The organism is Halomonas sp., assembly GCF_014859505.1.
In the GTDB taxonomy this organism is placed as follows: Bacteria; Pseudomonadota; Gammaproteobacteria; order Pseudomonadales; family Halomonadaceae; genus Halomonas.
Map to the genome: position 1 here is coordinate 49,179 of NZ_JACUUD010000004.1, position 14,430 is coordinate 63,608.

Sequence of the window (14,430 nt, forward strand, 5' to 3'; positions counted from 1 at the left end):
ATGCCAACGGGCATCGACCCGGCAGACGCAGTTCTGACAGGTCCCGGAACGACGAGGGCGCTCCCGGCGAGTCAGATCATTATATCAGCCTACCCGATATGTCGCATGGGCAATAAGGCTAACGCCCCTCGCCCCTCGCCTCGCGCCCCGCACTGACATCGTCACGCGCTTGCCGGTAAGCTTGCTGGATGAGCCTCCTCTATCTACTTCACAAGCCCTACCGCATGCTGTCCCAGTTCACCGATCGCGAGAGCGGTGAAGGAGAGCGCCGCGCCACCCTGGCGGACATCATTGACGTGCCCGGCATCTACCCTGCTGGTCGGCTCGACCATGACTCCGAGGGACTCCTGCTGCTCAGCGATGACGGCGAGCTGATCCACCGGATCAGCCACCCGCGCCACAAGCAACCCAAGACCTACCGGGTCCAGGTGGAGGGGGTGCCCGATGATGCCGCCCTGCAGGCGCTGCGCACCGGGGTCGAACTGAAGGACGGCATGACGAAACCCGCCAGAGTGCAGCGCCTCGAGTCGAGCGGCCTGCCCGAGCGCGACCCACCGCTGGAACCGAAACGCCACCCGGTCACCACCTGGCTGGAGCTGACCATCAGCGAGGGGCGAAACCGTCAGGTGCGGCGCATGACCGCTCATGTCGGCCATCCCACCCTGCGCCTGGTGCGCGTGGCCATCGGCCCCTGGCGGCTCGAGGGCCTGGCACCGGGCGAGTGGCGCCGCGAGACCCTGCACGCCCCGGCGCCGCGGCGCAAACCCAATGCCCGAGGAGGCAAGCGATGAGCCGCTGGCAGCCCTTTGTGACCGTGTCCTGCGTGATAGAGCGCGCCGGCGCTTTCCTGATGGTGGAGGAGGACCGCGGCGGCCCTCACACTCTGTTCAACCAGCCCGCCGGCCACCTGGAGCCTGGCGAGCGCATCCGCGACGCCGCTCTGCGTGAGGCGGCCGAGGAGACCGCGTGGCATGTCGGCATCACCGACTATCTGGGGATGTACGTCTACCGGGCCCCGGACGGCAAGACCTTCCACAGCCACGCCTTCTTCGGCATGGCGCTGGCGCACCTGGGCAGCGACCTGGATCCAGCCATCCACGCCGTGCACTGGCTCACCCTGGAGCAACTGGAGGCCTTGGAACGCGAGGGGCGCCTGAGAAGCCCGCTGGTGCTGCGTCGCATCCGCGACGCCCTGGCCGGGCGCTTCTACCCCATGGAGGTACTTCACGAACGGTAGGCGCCTCGGCGACCGGCGCCATCTTCATGTATAATTCGCGACCATTTGTGATCCACCGAATCCGAGAGCGCCCATGACCGCCACCCCAGGCAAGGTGATCGTCGGCATGTCCGGCGGCGTCGACTCCTCCGTGTCCGCCCTGCTGCTGCTCGAGCAGGGTTATCAGGTCGAAGGCCTGTTCATGAAGAACTGGGACGAGGACGATGGCACCGAATACTGCACCGCCAAGGCCGACCTGGCCGACGCCGAGGCCGTCTGCGACAGGCTCGGCATCCGGCTGCACACCGCCAACTTCGCCGCGGAGTACTGGGACAACGTCTTCGAGCACTTCCTGGCCGAGTACAAGGCCGGGCGCACGCCGAACCCAGACATCCTCTGCAACCGCGAGATCAAGTTCAAGGTGTTCCTGGAGTACGCCGAGATGCTCGGGGCCGAGAAGATCGCTACCGGCCACTATGTGCGTGGCGGCATCCGCGGCGGCCGCCCTCGCTTGCTCAAGGGACTCGATGCCAACAAGGATCAAAGCTACTTCCTGCATGCCGTGCCCGAAGCCGCCATCGCCCGCACCCTGTTCCCGGTGGGCGAACTGGAGAAGCCCGAGGTGCGCGCCATCGCCGAGCGCCACGACCTGGTCACCGCCCGCAAGAAGGACTCCACCGGCATCTGCTTCATCGGCGAACGGCGCTTCCGCGACTTCCTGCTGCAGTATCTGCCGGCCCAGCCCGGCGTGATCGAGACGCCGGAGGGCGAGGTGATCGGCGAGCACATGGGCCTGATGTACTACACCCTGGGCCAGCGCCAGGGGCTCGGGATCGGGGGGCTGGCCAACCACCCCGAGGATCCCTGGTACGTGGCCGCCAAGGATCTCGAACGCAACGTGCTGATCGCCGTGCAGGGCAAGCATCATCCGCTGCTCTATACGGATTCGCTGGCCACCGAGGCCATGGATTGGGTCGCCGGCGAGCCGCCTGCCGGGGAAGCGCGACTCACCGCCAAGACTCGCTATCGCCAGTCCGACGTGCCCTGCCGCATGCGCACCCTCACGGATGGTGGCGTCGAGGTGCTGTTCGATGACCCCCAGCGCGCCGTCACCCCCGGGCAGTCGCTGGTGCTCTACGATGGCGAGATCTGCCTGGGTGGCGGCGTGATCCGCGACACCTGGAACGCCAAGGAGCATGCCGCATGACCGCCTCGACGCCGATCCACCGCATCCCCGATGACCCCACCACCCGCCAGGCCCTGGCCCTGGCCGGCGTCTTCCAGGCCGCCAGCCTGGTCGACGAGCTGGCCCGCACCGGCCAGGTCGACCCGCGCGCCTGGGACACGCTGATCCGTGCCACCCTGGACACCAACCCGGCGAGCTTCGAGGCGATCTATGGCGGCCATCCCAACAACCTGCGCCGCGGCCTCGAGGTGCTCGAGGCGCTGGTGGGCCGCAAGCAGGCCAATCCCGTGGTGCTGCGCTACGGCTTCTCACTGCTGCTGTTGATGAACCAGCTGCGCACCAACGACGCCATGATGGACGACCTCGGCAGCCGCCTGGTGCGCATCCAGGGCCAGGCCGAGCACTTCGGCGAGACTCATGAGAACGTCATCGCCAGCCTCGGCGAGGCCTATCAGGAGACGCTCTCTACACTCAAGACCCGCATCATGGTGCAGGGTGACCCCACGCTGCTGCAGCAGCGCATGATGCCCGAGCGGGTCCGCGCCATCCTGCTCGGCGGCATCCGCTTCGCCCTGCTGTGGCACCAGCAGGGCGGACGGCGCTGGAAGCTGGTCGTCCAGCGCGGCGCCCTGAAGAAGGCCCTGGACCAGCTGGCCTGAGCCCTCATCCACCCTTTTCTTCCACCGCTTTCATCGACCCGGAACCCCAACCATGCACGCCCTGTCGCACTCTTCGCTTCCCCTGTCCGCCCTTACCGCCCTCTCCCCGGTCGACGGCCGCTACGCCGGCAAGGCCGCGGCCCTGCGCGAACACTTCAGCGAGTTCGGCCTGATCCGCGCCCGCGTGATCGTCGAGGTCCGCTGGCTCCAGCGCCTAGCCGAGCTGGCCGGGGTGACCGAGGTGCCGCCGCTCTCCGCCGAGGCCACCGCCTTCCTGGAGGCGCTGATCCGCGACTTCTCGCTGGAGGACGCCGAGCGTATCAAGGAGATCGAGCGCACCACCAACCACGACGTCAAGGCGGTGGAGTACTTCCTCAAGGAGCAGATCGTCGGCCAGCCGGAGCTGCACGCCATCACCGAGTTCGTGCATTTCGCCTGCACCAGCGAGGACATCAACAACCTCTCCCACGGTGTGATGCTGACCGACGGGCTGAAGAGCCTGCTCCCGGTGATGCAGCGAGTCGCCGACGACATCGCCGCCCTGGCACGCGAGCATGCCGCCCTGCCGATGCTCTCGCGCACCCACGGGCAGACGGCGAGCCCCACCACCCTGGGCAAGGAAATGGCCAACGTCGCTTATCGCCTGCGCCGCCAGCTCAGGCAGATCGAAGGCGTCAAGATGCTCGGCAAGATCAACGGCGCGGTGGGCAACTACAATGCCCACCTGGCCACCTACCCGGAGGTGGACTGGGAAGGCAACGCCCGCTCCTTCGTCGAGGGCCTGGGGCTGACCTTCAACCCCTATACCACCCAGATCGAGCCCCACGACTACATCGCCGAGCTGTTCGACGCCATCTGCCGCTTCAACACCATCCTGATCGACTTCGATCGCGACGTCTGGGGCTACATCTCGCTGGGCTACTTCAAGCAGCGGACCGTCGAGGGCGAGATCGGCTCATCGACCATGCCCCACAAGGTCAACCCCATCGACTTCGAGAACTCCGAGGGCAACCTGGGGCTGGCCAACGCCATCCTCGGCCACCTGGCCCAGAAGCTGCCGATCTCCCGCTGGCAGCGCGACCTCACCGACTCCACGGTGCTGCGCAACCTGGGCGTGGGTCTGGCCTACGGCCTGATCGCCTACGAGGCCTCCCTCAAGGGCATCGGCAAGCTCGAGGCCAACCCGGCGCGCATCGCCGAGGACCTGGACGCCAGCTGGGAGGTGCTCGCCGAGCCGATCCAGACGGTGATGCGCCGCTACGGCATCGAGAAGCCCTACGAGAAGCTCAAGGAGCTGACCCGCGGCAAGCGCATCGACCAGGCCGGCTTTGCCGCCTTCATCGATACGCTGGAACTGCCCGAGGCGGTGAAGACTGAACTCAAGGCGTTGAGCCCGGCCACCTATATCGGCAACGCCGAAGCCCAGGCGCGCCGGCTGTGAACGCCTCCGCCGATACCCCGCTCGCCATGCTCGGCGGCCTGACCCCCGCCGAGTTCCTGCGCGACTTCTGGCAGCAGAAGCCGCTGCTGATCCGCGGCGCCTTTGCCGACTTCGAATGCCCGCTGGACCCCGACGAGCTGGCGGGGCTTGCCTGCGAGGAGGGCATCGAGGCGCGCCTGGTGGAGAAGCACGGCGCCAAGGGCCCCTGGCAGGTCAGCCACGGGCCCTTCGACGAGCGCACCTTCGCCCGGCTGCCCGAGCGGGACTGGAGCCTGCTGGTCCAGGCGGTGGACCACTACGTGCCCGAGGTAGCCGAGCTGCTCGAGGCCTTCGACTTCCTGCCCCGCTGGCGGCTCGACGACATCATGATCAGCTACGCCCCGCCGGGCGGCAGCGTCGGCCCCCATGTGGACCAGTACGATGTCTTCCTGCTCCAGGGCAATGGCCAGCGCCGCTGGCAACTGGGCGGCAAGGTCGGTGACGATGCCCCCATCATCGACGGCATCGACCTGCGCATCCTCGAGCGCTTCGCGGTCGAGGATGACGACGACTGGGTGCTGGAGCCGGGCGACATGCTCTACCTGCCCCCCGGCTGGTCCCATCTCGGCGTCAGCCAGTCCGACGACTGCCTCACCCTGTCGGTGGGCTTCCGCGCCCCCTCCGCCGACGAGGCGATCACCTCCTTTGCCGACTTTCTCGGCGAGCAGCTACCGCCCTCACGGCGCTACGCCGATGCCGGCATGGTACCGCCGGCGGATCCCGCCGAACTCGACGACGATGCCGTGGCGCGCATGCGTGGGCTGATTCTCGAGACCCTCGACGACCCGGCCCAGCTGGCCCAGTGGTTCGGCCGGGTGATGACCCAGCCCAAGTACGTCGACCAGCTGGTGTCCAGCGAGATGCCTACCGACCCCGACGCGCTTGTTGCGGCACTACAGGAAGGCGAGATGCTCGTGCGCAGCCCCGGCTCGCGCTTCGCCTGGCGCGCCCTGGACAACGAGTGCGCCACGCTGTTCGCCGACGGCGACGGCGCCGACTGCTCGCTGCCGCTGGCAAAGGCCCTGGCCGGTAACGCACCACTGGACGCGCAACTGCTCGACATCGAGGGCGCCGCCCAGCTGCTGGCCGCCCTGCTCGACGCCGGCAGCCTGTCCTGGGAGGTTGAGACAGATGAGTGACCGGGATGTCGCCGGACCCGCCCTGGACCGCGAAGAGGCCGTCGCGATGACGAAACGCACACTGATCATCCATGAAGGCAGCTGGGAAGCCCTCGGCGAAGCGGCCGGCGAGATCCGCCGGATCGTCTTCATCGAGGAGCAGCATGTTCCCCTCGAGGAGGAGTGGGACGGCCGCGACGGCGATAGCCGCCACTTCCTGGCACTGCAGGGTGGCACCCCGGTAGGCACTGCGCGACTGCTCCCCGACGCCCATATCGGCCGTGTCGCCGTGCTGGCCGAGGCCCGTGACTCGGGAATCGGCGCGGCGCTGATGGCGGCCGCCATCGAGACGGCCCGCCGCGAGGGCCACACCGCCGTGGAACTGGCCGCCCAGACCCACGCCCTGTCCTTCTACGAGCGCCTGGGCTTCTCGGCCTTCGGTGACGAGTTCCTCGACGCCGGTATTCCGCACCGCAATATGCGCCTCGATCTCCGCGAAGCCTGACCCCGTCACGCCCCCTTCAAACGAAAAATGACTACACGGCCAGGGCCTGTTCGGCCCTTCCTGTAGTCGAGTTACAACGCCCTCTTCCCCTAAGAGCCCATTGTTGAAGCCAGTGGGCATGGGCCATAGTGCTTGCCATGGCGAATGTCAAAACGACTGTTTGACAACGGAGTCACTGGTGCCTTCATACACTCGTTTCAAATTTGCCAGGGTTCGACCAAGGCCGCAGAGACAAGCCGGCGGCGATGAACGAACCTGAATCCACTTCGCAGGTGCAGCATAAGCCGCTACCGGCAAGCCAATGACCCGATCCGAGGAGAACGGCCCATGTCATACCAGGACGATATCAAGACAGTGACCAACCTTCGCGAGGCTCAGCGCGGTAAGTGGGCAGCTATCAGCCCCGAGAACGCTGCCCGCATGCGTGCCCAGAACCGTTTCAAGACCGGACTGGACATCGCCAAGTACACCGCAAAGATCATGCGCGATGACATGGCTGCCTACGACGCCGACACCGCCCAGTACACCCAGTCCCTGGGCTGCTGGCACGGTTTCATCGGCCAGCAGAAGCTGATCTCCATCAAGAAGCACTTCGGCACCACCAAGCGTCGCTACCTCTACCTTTCCGGGTGGATGGTCGCCGCCCTGCGCTCCGAGTTCGGCCCGCTGCCCGACCAGTCCATGCACGAGAAGACCACCGTGGCCGGCCTGATCGAGGAACTCTACACCTTCCTGCGCCAGGCCGATGCGTGGGAGCTGAACCACCTGTTCCGCGATCTGGAAGAGGCCCAGAAGGCCGGCGACAGCGCCCGCGCCGACGAACTGATCGCCAAGATCGACAACCACGAGACCCACGTGGTGCCGATCATCGCCGACATCGACGCCGGGTTCGGCAACGCCGAGGCCACCTACCTGCTGGCCAAGAAGATGATCGAGGCGGGTGCCTGCTGTATCCAGCTCGAGAACCAGGTCTCCGACGAGAAGCAGTGCGGCCACCAGGACGGCAAGGTCACCGTGCCCCACGAAGACTTCCTGGCCAAGATCAACGCCGTGCGCTACGCCTTCCTGGAGCTGGGCGTGGATGATGGCGTCATCGTCGCCCGCACCGACTCCCTGGGCGCCGGCCTGACCCAGAAGATCGCCGTGACCAATGAGCCTGGCGACCTGGGCGACCAGTACAACAGCTTCCTCGACGGGGAGGAGATCGTCTCCGCCTCCGACATCGACAACGGCGACGTGGTGATCAAGCAGAACGGCAAGCTGGTCAAGGTCAAGCGACTCGCCTCCGGCCTCTACCAGTTCAAGCCGGGCACCGGCGAGGACCGCGTGGTGTTGGACTGCATCACCAGCCTGCAGAACGGCGCCGACCTGCTGTGGATCGAGACCGAGAAGCCCCACGTCGGCCAGATCGCCGCCATGGTCAACCGCATCCGCGAGGTCTGCCCGGACGCCAAGCTGGTCTACAACAACTCGCCCTCCTTCAACTGGACCCTCAACTTCCGCCAGCAGGTGTTCGACGCCTGGGAGAAGGAAGGCAAGGACGTGTCGGCCTACGAGCGCGCCAAGCTGATGAGCGCCGAGTACGACGCCACCGAGCTGGGTCAGCTGGCCGACGAGTGGACCCGCAACTTCCAGCGCGATGGCGCCCGTGAAGCCGGTATCTTCCACCACCTGATCACCCTGCCGACCTACCACACCGCGGCCCTGTCCACCGACAGCCTGGCCAAGGGCTACTTCGGCGACGAGGGCATGCTGGCCTACGTGGAAGGCGTGCAGCGACGCGAGATCCGCGAGGGCATCGCCACCGTCAAGCACCAGGACATGGCCGGTTCCAACATCGGCGACGACCACAAGGAGTTCTTCCACGGCGAGGCCGCACTCAAGGCCGGTGGCAAGGACAACACCATGAACCAGTTCGGCTGATACCGGATCGGCCGATCATGGCACTGCGGTAACACTGGAACCTTGGGGAGGCGCCTGCCTCCCCTTTTTTTGCGCCTGTGTCTCATGAGACCAAACGCTTCCTGTGCGACCAGAAAGAAGGGGCAGCCGGATGGCTGCCCCTTCTTGTCGTGTCGGCCTGTCGTGTCAGCTGTCGCGGACGACTCGGTGCCGATGCTCAGTGCTGATGACCACCTTCACCATGCACGTGGCCGTGCTCGATCTCTTCTTCGCTTGCCTCGCGCACCGAGGCGATCTCAACGGCGAAGTTGAGGGTCTGCCCCGCCAGCGGATGGTTACCGTCGACGGTGACGGTGTCGCCCTCCACTTTGGTCACGGTGACCATCAGCGGACCGCCCTGGGTCTGTGCCTGGAACTGCATGCCCGGCTCGATGCCCTCCACGCCCTGGAAGGCGTCACGGGGGACTTCCTGGACCAGCTGCTCCTGCTTCTCGCCGTAGCCCTCGCCCGGCGCGACCACGGCGCTTAGAGAGTCGCCCGCCTGGCGACCTTCCAACTCTTTCTCGAGGCCCGGAATGATGTTGCCGGCGCCATGGAGATAGGTCAGCGGCTCACGGCCTTCCGAGCTGTCCAGCACTTCACCTGAGTCGTTGGTCAGGGTGTAGTGGAACGCGACAACGGAGTTCTGCGCAATCTGCATTAAAGAACCTTTCGGTGAGTGCATGTCCCAACATGGTAACGCGTGGCAGGGGTGGCTGTCAGGGGCATGGAGGATTTTCAGGATCGCAAACCCTATCCTGAAAGGTGTTCACGCCCGGGCCTGAAGCGGGAAATTGAGGCACGAGGACGCCGCCGGGGCTTGACCTATGGACAGTTGCGTCGGAGTGCGGCCACGGCTAACCTAGCCGGCACCCTTTTTGATACCCGTCTGACACCCTTGTCTGGAGATCTGTCCATGACCCAAGTAGTAATCTGGCTGATCGCCTTCGTGGCGATTCTCTTCCTCACCATCAACCGCTGGAGTAGCGTCAGCCCGGCGCTGGATCGCGTGCTGCCTGAACTGCTCAAGAGCCATGGTGACAACCGGACCCTGTGGGGGCTTGCGCTTGCCGTCCTGGGGGCCACCGTGCTGGTACGCCCGGTGGAGATCCTGCTGACCGTGCTGCTGATAGTGATCATTGGCCTGGTCGGCTGGAAGCTTGCCGGCTGGGCGATGAACAAGGTCGACCTCCACTGAGCCGTCACGGAGGCAGTCAAGGCCCTTGAAAGTAAGGCCCTTGAAAGCAGAAGGCCCGCGGGTTACTCCGCGGGCCTTCTGCTTTCAGCTGACCGCCAGGGGATGGCGCCAGGGGCTCAGTAAGGGGCCACGGTCACGTTGGCACCGCTGCCGATCAGGCGTACCCGCTGGCCGGTCTGGAAGCGCTGGTCGGCCTTCTGCACGACCACGACCCGCTGGCCGTCATCGCGACGAATTTCCATCTCCAGCGCGTTGACGCGGTTGGCGGCATCCTCGATGCGCGAGCCGCCCACGGCACCACCGATCACGCCAGCAGCGGTGGCCAGGTCGCGACCGGAGCCGCCACCTACCTGGCGGCCGAGCAGGCCGCCGATGACGGCACCACCACCGGTACCGATGATGCCTCCGGCGCGGCTGTCGGCCTGGATCTGCACCACACGAACGGCCTCGATGGTGCCGAAGGCGACGGTCTGGGCGGACCCCGCCTGGCTGCCGGTATAGACGTTCCCGCCATAGGGCGCCGTGTTGGCGCAGCCAGCCAGGGTCAGGGCGCCGATGGCGAGAATGGGAAGAAGTCGCTTCATGAAAAACCTCCTGAAGAAAAGCTGTTGGACTGCGCCAGATTGGCACGAGCCCGTGGCGTCCCACTAGCGGGGTGGCCATGTTAGTGAACACTGTTTTTAACTGGGTTCAATGTCAACCTTGCTGACGCTTTGACCACCGCTGATTGACTCTGTGCGGCTCATTCTAGCCCGAAATCGCTCAAGGAATGTGAAAGTCACGCGAGGGCTGGTCCCCTCGCGCTGGCGCGCCGGGCTGGCCAGAAAAGGATCCCCCTCGCATAGGGTCACTGCCCCTGGAGCCCCCTTCCTGCCGACGATGTAGTCGGGCGACAACCGGTGCTTCATCCAACGGGGCATTGTGGCAGGGGGTGATCATGCCGGCTGTCGGCGCCATAGCCAGGCGGCAATTCCCAGGGTGATGCCCAGCACCAGCCAGGAGCCCGCCGCCACACCGGGCCAGGCACCCGCCCGCCAGAACGGCTCGAACCAGAAGGCACCAAGGCTCGCGCCGCTGTAGTAGAAGACCAGATAGAGCGCCGAGGCACTTCCCCTTGCCTTCCCCGCGTGGCGCCCCACCCAGTTCGAGGCCATGGCGTGGGCCAGGAAGAAGCCAAAGGAGTTGATGGTCAGGCCCAGCACGATCAGTGCCAATGAGCCCGCCAGAGTCACCAGAGTCCCGCCCATCAGGATCAGGATACCCAGCATCATGCAGGCGGTCGGAGACAGGCGCCGCCCCAGCCGGCCGGAGAGCGACGAGCCCAAGGTGCCGCCCAGGTAGGTCAGGAAGATCAACCCCAGCACGCTCGGCCCCAGCCCGAAGGGCGCCTCGGCCAGGCGAAAGGTCAGGTAGCTGTACTGGTTGATGAAGATCAGGAAGTTGAGCCCACCCAGCAGGTAGGCGGCCAGCAGCAGCGGGTTGCGCAGATGCCCGGCCAGGTCGTTCAGTGCGCCACGCAGTTCGAAGGGACGCGGGGTGAAGCCCCTGGACGCCGGCAGTAGCTTCCAGAACACGGCCAGCCCCGCCAGGGTGATCACCCCGACCGCCAGGAAGCTGGCCGAACTCCCAGCCACCTCACCCACGGCCCCGCCCACCAGTCGGCCACTGATGCCGCCCAGGGTGTTGGCGCCGATGTAGAGCCCGACCGCCGGGAGCATCGCCGCGGGCTCGAACTCATCCCCCATCCAGGCGATGGCCACCGCAGGCAGCCCCCCCAGCACGAAGCCCTGCAGCCCACGCAGCACCAGCAAGGCCTCGAAGCTCGGCGCCAGCGCCAGTCCCAGCGAAAGCGCGCCGGCCGCCAGCAGCGTCAGGCGCATGATGGCCGCGCGACCGATGGCATCCGACAGCGGCCCGAAGACCAGCAGCGAGGCCGCCAGGGCCAGGGTCGCCACCGACATCACCAGCCCCACCGCCAGGGTGGAGACGCCGTAGGCCTCGCGCAGTTCGGGCAGCAGCGGCTGGGGCGCGTAGAGGTTGATGAACACCAGGAAGGAGCCCAGGCTGAGCGCCAGGGTTGCACGCCACCAGGCGCGGGTTCGGTTATGGATCATGCCATCCATGCTCGCGATCTGCAGAGCGGCGCGAATCAGCCCTGTCCGCTGACCTGCGCGCGCTGGGCCAGGTGGGTGGGCTCCAGGGTGCGACGCGCCTGCCAGTAATGGCGCTGCCAGTAGCGATTATCGAGCCGCGAGATCATCACCCCGCGGGAGCTGGAGGCGTGCAGGAAGCGCCCCTCCCCCAGGTAGATGCCGACGTGGTCGTAGCGGCCGGGCGGGCGGAAGAAGACCAGATCGCCGGGCACGAGCTCGCCACGCGACACCGGCTGGCCCTGGTGGACCTGCTCGCCGGTGGTGCGGGGCAGCGATAGGCGGAAGGTCTCCTCGAAGACATTCTGCACCAGGGCCGAACAGTCGACCCCCTGGAAGGAGGTGCCACCGATGCGATAGGGGGTACCCACCCAGCGCTCATGCTGGGCCAGCAGGGCCTGCTGGATCAGCGCGGGGGGCGGGTTGCCCTGGCTGCGCGCCTCGAGAATGGGGTTGTCCACCGGAGACATTGCCACCCCCCAGTCGCCGGATAAGCCGGGCAACTGGCGGGCGAAGTAGGACTCATCCGCGTCGCGGGAAGCGACATCGCGAGGAGCGGAGGCGCAGCCGGCCAGCAGGGCCAGCGACAGAACAACACCCAGAGCGCGGCACGACGGCGTGACGTCCATTCCAGCGGTGACCTCTCTCCGGAGCCGCGCCCCGGCCGCGCGCAGATACGCAGGGCGTCGAGGGGGGAGTCATCGCTTTGGCAGTGGTGCCGGCATCCGGTATCACTGCCATAGCGGCCTGTCGGCGGCTCGCTGTAACACATAGCTCCCGACAGGTGGAGCCTCGTTTAGACAAACCGACTATAAACCAGCCCCGGTCGGGTGGCGAGCCCAGAAGCAGGCCTCAGTGCAGGGTACGTGAATCTCCCGGCAGGGTGTCGACATGCATCGGCGCCCAGTGGCGGGGGCGTGCCCCGGGAAACTCGAGGCTCGCCCAGGGGCCCGCCAGGGGCGGGGCAGCGGTCAGCCAGGCGATCAGGGCCTGGCGAAAGCCGGCGAGAAAGCTCTCCCGCTCCGGGGTCTCGCCCATGAAGAAGGAGAAGCCGGCGTAGAGCCCTCGCGCATAGGCCTCCCACCCCGAATAGTGGGCCGCCGCCAGACCATAGGCGCGCTCCAGCACCGACACGAAGGCGCCCTCCTCCAGCCAGCCGAGCTGGCGGGCGGCGATGGCCAGATCCACCACCTGGGCCAGGTCCCAGGCGGCCATGTCGGTCTCGTTGCAGCCGTCCTCGTTGTCCCGGACCCGCTGCAGGCGCAGCAGGTGAGTGCGCTCCTCATCGCTGCACTCGCCGGACTCCAGGGTAGCGATCTCGGAGCCAAGCCGGGCAGCATTGAGGGTGTAGGGCGCATAGTTGATCAGGTACTCCTGACGGTCGCCGGACTCGAGCAGGAACTCCAGGAACTCGCCCAGCTCCTCGGCGCCCTGGAGGCCGTAGTGGCCATCGACCCACTCGCGAATCGCCACGCACTCACGTTCGCTCTCCGGGTGGGGCAGGCTCCAGGCCGCGCTGTTGAGCGGCCCCACCAGCGCCATGGAAGTGAACACGCTGAGGCTGGGCCGGGGGCCCGGCTCCTGCCATTCGCCGGCACGCCAGTCGAGCCAGTGGAGCAGACTGCCGGGGTCCTCCTCGTGCCAGCGGATCTCGAGGGCCAGGGAGGGCTGTTCCTCCTCCGGCAACAGCCCCTCCCAGCTCGCCCAGGCCTCCATCAGGCGGCGGGCATCCGGGTAGAAACGGCACAGGGAGGCGCTCAGGGCATCGGCGAGCGACGCCAGGCCCTCGGCGTCGAACCCCTCGCTGTCCATGGCCATCTGCAGGTAGAAGGCGTACTTCTCGGCCATGTGAATGGTGGCCGCATGCCGGCTGCCGCGACGCAGGCTAGCGCGCTGGACCAACCCTTCCGGGTCGGCGTGGCCAAAGGAGGTCTCCGCCGGCGGCAGGGCGCCATGGGCGGCATCCGCGGCCAGCTGGTTGAGATGGTGCGCCTGGGCCGGCAACCAGTAGCGTGAAAGCGCCTCGATTCCCTCGTCGGGGTGCAGGTCGAGGGTCTCGGCCAGGTACTGTCGGGCATCGTCGCGCCGCGCCGCGGACACCGGCCCCGCTGGCCCCTGGCGCGCCGCCAGTTCGGGCTCACGCACCGCGGCCAGCGCCAGCACCCAGTGCCGGGGATCGGACCGCCAGGCCCGTACGGCCTGCCGGGAGCGCTCCAGAAGGTCATGCCCCACCACCCCCTGCAGCGCCGGACGCCAGGGGCTGACCGGCGACTGCCGCAGCAACCGCCAGTCGGCCTCGAAGGCGGGCAGCAGGTTGCGCCCCTCGAAGAGACTCCTGCCGCGCTGATAGGCCCGGGCCAGGGCCGACCAGTCGCTGTAGCGATGCAACACCAGATCGGCGCCGTGCAGGGCGAAATCGGTGGCCTCGCAGTCGCTGAGCCAGCCCAGGCAGGCCCCAGCCCAGGCCAGGTCGACCAGGCGCAGCCAGTCCCAGGCGGCCCACTCCAGCGGCTCGCCGTGCTCGACAAACTCGAGCAGCACCCGGCCATAGCGCTGGTCATCCTCCTCGAGCTTTTGAAGCCAGGCATACTGGCTCGCTGGGTCGCTCTCCAGCAACCGCGTGGCGTCCAGGTCCCACCCCTGGCGATCCCCCTGGGCGCCCAGCCACAGCAGGGCGCGCACCAGGTCATCGCGACCCTGGATCTGCCAGGCGTCGACCAGCCACTCGGCCAGGCCCGACCAGTCCTCCTCGCCAGCGGGCACCATCATCACCGGCGCGAAGCCGGCACGCAGCCGCCACACCTGCGCCGCCGCCTCGGCGGGCCACAGTGGCGGCAGGGCATCATGGATCGCCAGCCATTCACCAAGGCGCTCCCAGGTGATGCCGTCGCCCTCATGCTCGAGGGCGGCCAGCGCCTCGCAGGCCTCGGCAAAACCGTCATCGCCGCGCACCCAGCCCTCGGCGCTGCGGGCCCGG

14 protein-coding genes are annotated in these 14,430 nt (G+C 67.2%); 9 read left to right on the forward strand and 5 right to left on the reverse strand.

The window, feature by feature from the left end:
* Nucleotides 1-188: 188 nt before the first annotated feature.
* From IBX53_RS01260 to IBX53_RS01295, 8 genes are all read left to right on the forward strand, one after another.
* Nucleotides 189-791, forward strand: coding sequence for a pseudouridine synthase (locus tag IBX53_RS01260; RefSeq protein WP_290904101.1), 603 nt, complete (start codon nucleotides 189-191; stop codon nucleotides 789-791).
* Entirely contained in the window at nucleotides 788-1,237 is a 450-nt protein-coding gene (locus tag IBX53_RS01265; protein WP_290904104.1) for an NUDIX domain-containing protein, read from the forward strand. Before IBX53_RS01260 ends, IBX53_RS01265 begins: the two co-directional genes overlap by 4 nt.
* 73 nt (nucleotides 1,238-1,310) lie before the next feature.
* Nucleotides 1,311-2,423, forward strand: coding sequence for a tRNA 2-thiouridine(34) synthase MnmA (gene mnmA, locus IBX53_RS01270; protein ID WP_290904107.1), 1,113 nt, complete (start codon nucleotides 1,311-1,313; stop codon nucleotides 2,421-2,423).
* Nucleotides 2,420-3,061 carry a high frequency lysogenization protein HflD gene (gene hflD / locus IBX53_RS01275; protein WP_290904109.1) on the forward strand — a complete coding sequence of 214 codons (642 nt, stop codon included), beginning with the start codon at nucleotides 2,420-2,422 and terminating at the stop codon, nucleotides 3,059-3,061. Before mnmA ends, hflD begins: the two co-directional genes overlap by 4 nt.
* A gap of 52 nt (nucleotides 3,062-3,113) precedes the next feature.
* Nucleotides 3,114-4,502 carry an adenylosuccinate lyase gene (gene purB / locus IBX53_RS01280; protein WP_290904112.1) on the forward strand — a complete coding sequence of 463 codons (1,389 nt, stop codon included), beginning with the start codon at nucleotides 3,114-3,116 and terminating at the stop codon, nucleotides 4,500-4,502.
* Between the two features lie 26 nt (nucleotides 4,503-4,528).
* Nucleotides 4,529-5,680: a cupin domain-containing protein gene (locus IBX53_RS01285; protein ID WP_290904153.1), complete on the forward strand. Its 1,152-nt coding sequence runs from the start codon at nucleotides 4,529-4,531 to the stop codon at nucleotides 5,678-5,680.
* A 46-nt stretch (nucleotides 5,681-5,726) separates the two neighbouring features.
* The gene (locus IBX53_RS01290) at nucleotides 5,727-6,164 is read left to right on the forward strand and encodes a GNAT family N-acetyltransferase (RefSeq protein WP_290904116.1); all 438 of its coding nucleotides are present in this window, start codon (nucleotides 5,727-5,729) and stop codon (nucleotides 6,162-6,164) included.
* Nucleotides 6,165-6,491: 327 nt separating this feature from the next.
* A complete protein-coding gene (locus tag IBX53_RS01295) occupies nucleotides 6,492-8,087 on the forward strand; it encodes an isocitrate lyase (RefSeq protein ID WP_290904119.1) in 1,596 nt (531 codons plus the stop codon).
* Nucleotides 8,088-8,283: 196 nt separating this feature from the next.
* Here the strand turns inward: IBX53_RS01295 and IBX53_RS01300 are convergent, their stop codons facing one another.
* Complete coding sequence (locus tag IBX53_RS01300; RefSeq protein ID WP_290904122.1) at nucleotides 8,284-8,766, reverse strand: peptidylprolyl isomerase; 483 nt, start codon at nucleotides 8,764-8,766, stop codon at nucleotides 8,284-8,286.
* Nucleotides 8,767-9,021: 255 nt separating this feature from the next.
* On the opposite strand from IBX53_RS01300, the gene IBX53_RS01305 reads away from it, so the two are divergent.
* Nucleotides 9,022-9,303, forward strand: a complete 282-nt coding sequence (locus tag IBX53_RS01305; RefSeq protein ID WP_290904126.1) for a hypothetical protein — start codon at nucleotides 9,022-9,024, stop codon at nucleotides 9,301-9,303.
* A 116-nt stretch (nucleotides 9,304-9,419) separates the two neighbouring features.
* Here IBX53_RS01305 and IBX53_RS01310 read toward each other — a convergent pair whose 3' ends face one another.
* The 4 genes from IBX53_RS01310 to IBX53_RS01325 all read right to left on the reverse strand — a co-directional run.
* Nucleotides 9,420-9,887 carry a glycine zipper 2TM domain-containing protein gene (locus IBX53_RS01310; RefSeq protein WP_290904129.1) on the reverse strand — a complete coding sequence of 156 codons (468 nt, stop codon included), beginning with the start codon at nucleotides 9,885-9,887 and terminating at the stop codon, nucleotides 9,420-9,422.
* A 351-nt stretch (nucleotides 9,888-10,238) separates the two neighbouring features.
* Nucleotides 10,239-11,417 (reverse strand): MFS transporter, encoded by a 1,179-nt coding sequence (locus IBX53_RS01315; protein WP_290904133.1) that lies wholly within the window; start codon nucleotides 11,415-11,417, stop codon nucleotides 10,239-10,241.
* 35 nt (nucleotides 11,418-11,452) lie between these two features.
* Nucleotides 11,453-12,082: an NlpC/P60 family protein gene (locus IBX53_RS01320; protein ID WP_290904137.1), complete on the reverse strand. Its 630-nt coding sequence runs from the start codon at nucleotides 12,080-12,082 to the stop codon at nucleotides 11,453-11,455.
* A gap of 223 nt (nucleotides 12,083-12,305) precedes the next feature.
* On the reverse strand, nucleotides 12,306-14,430 hold a 2,125-nt coding region (locus tag IBX53_RS01325; RefSeq protein WP_290904141.1), incomplete at its 5' end, for a DUF1266 domain-containing protein.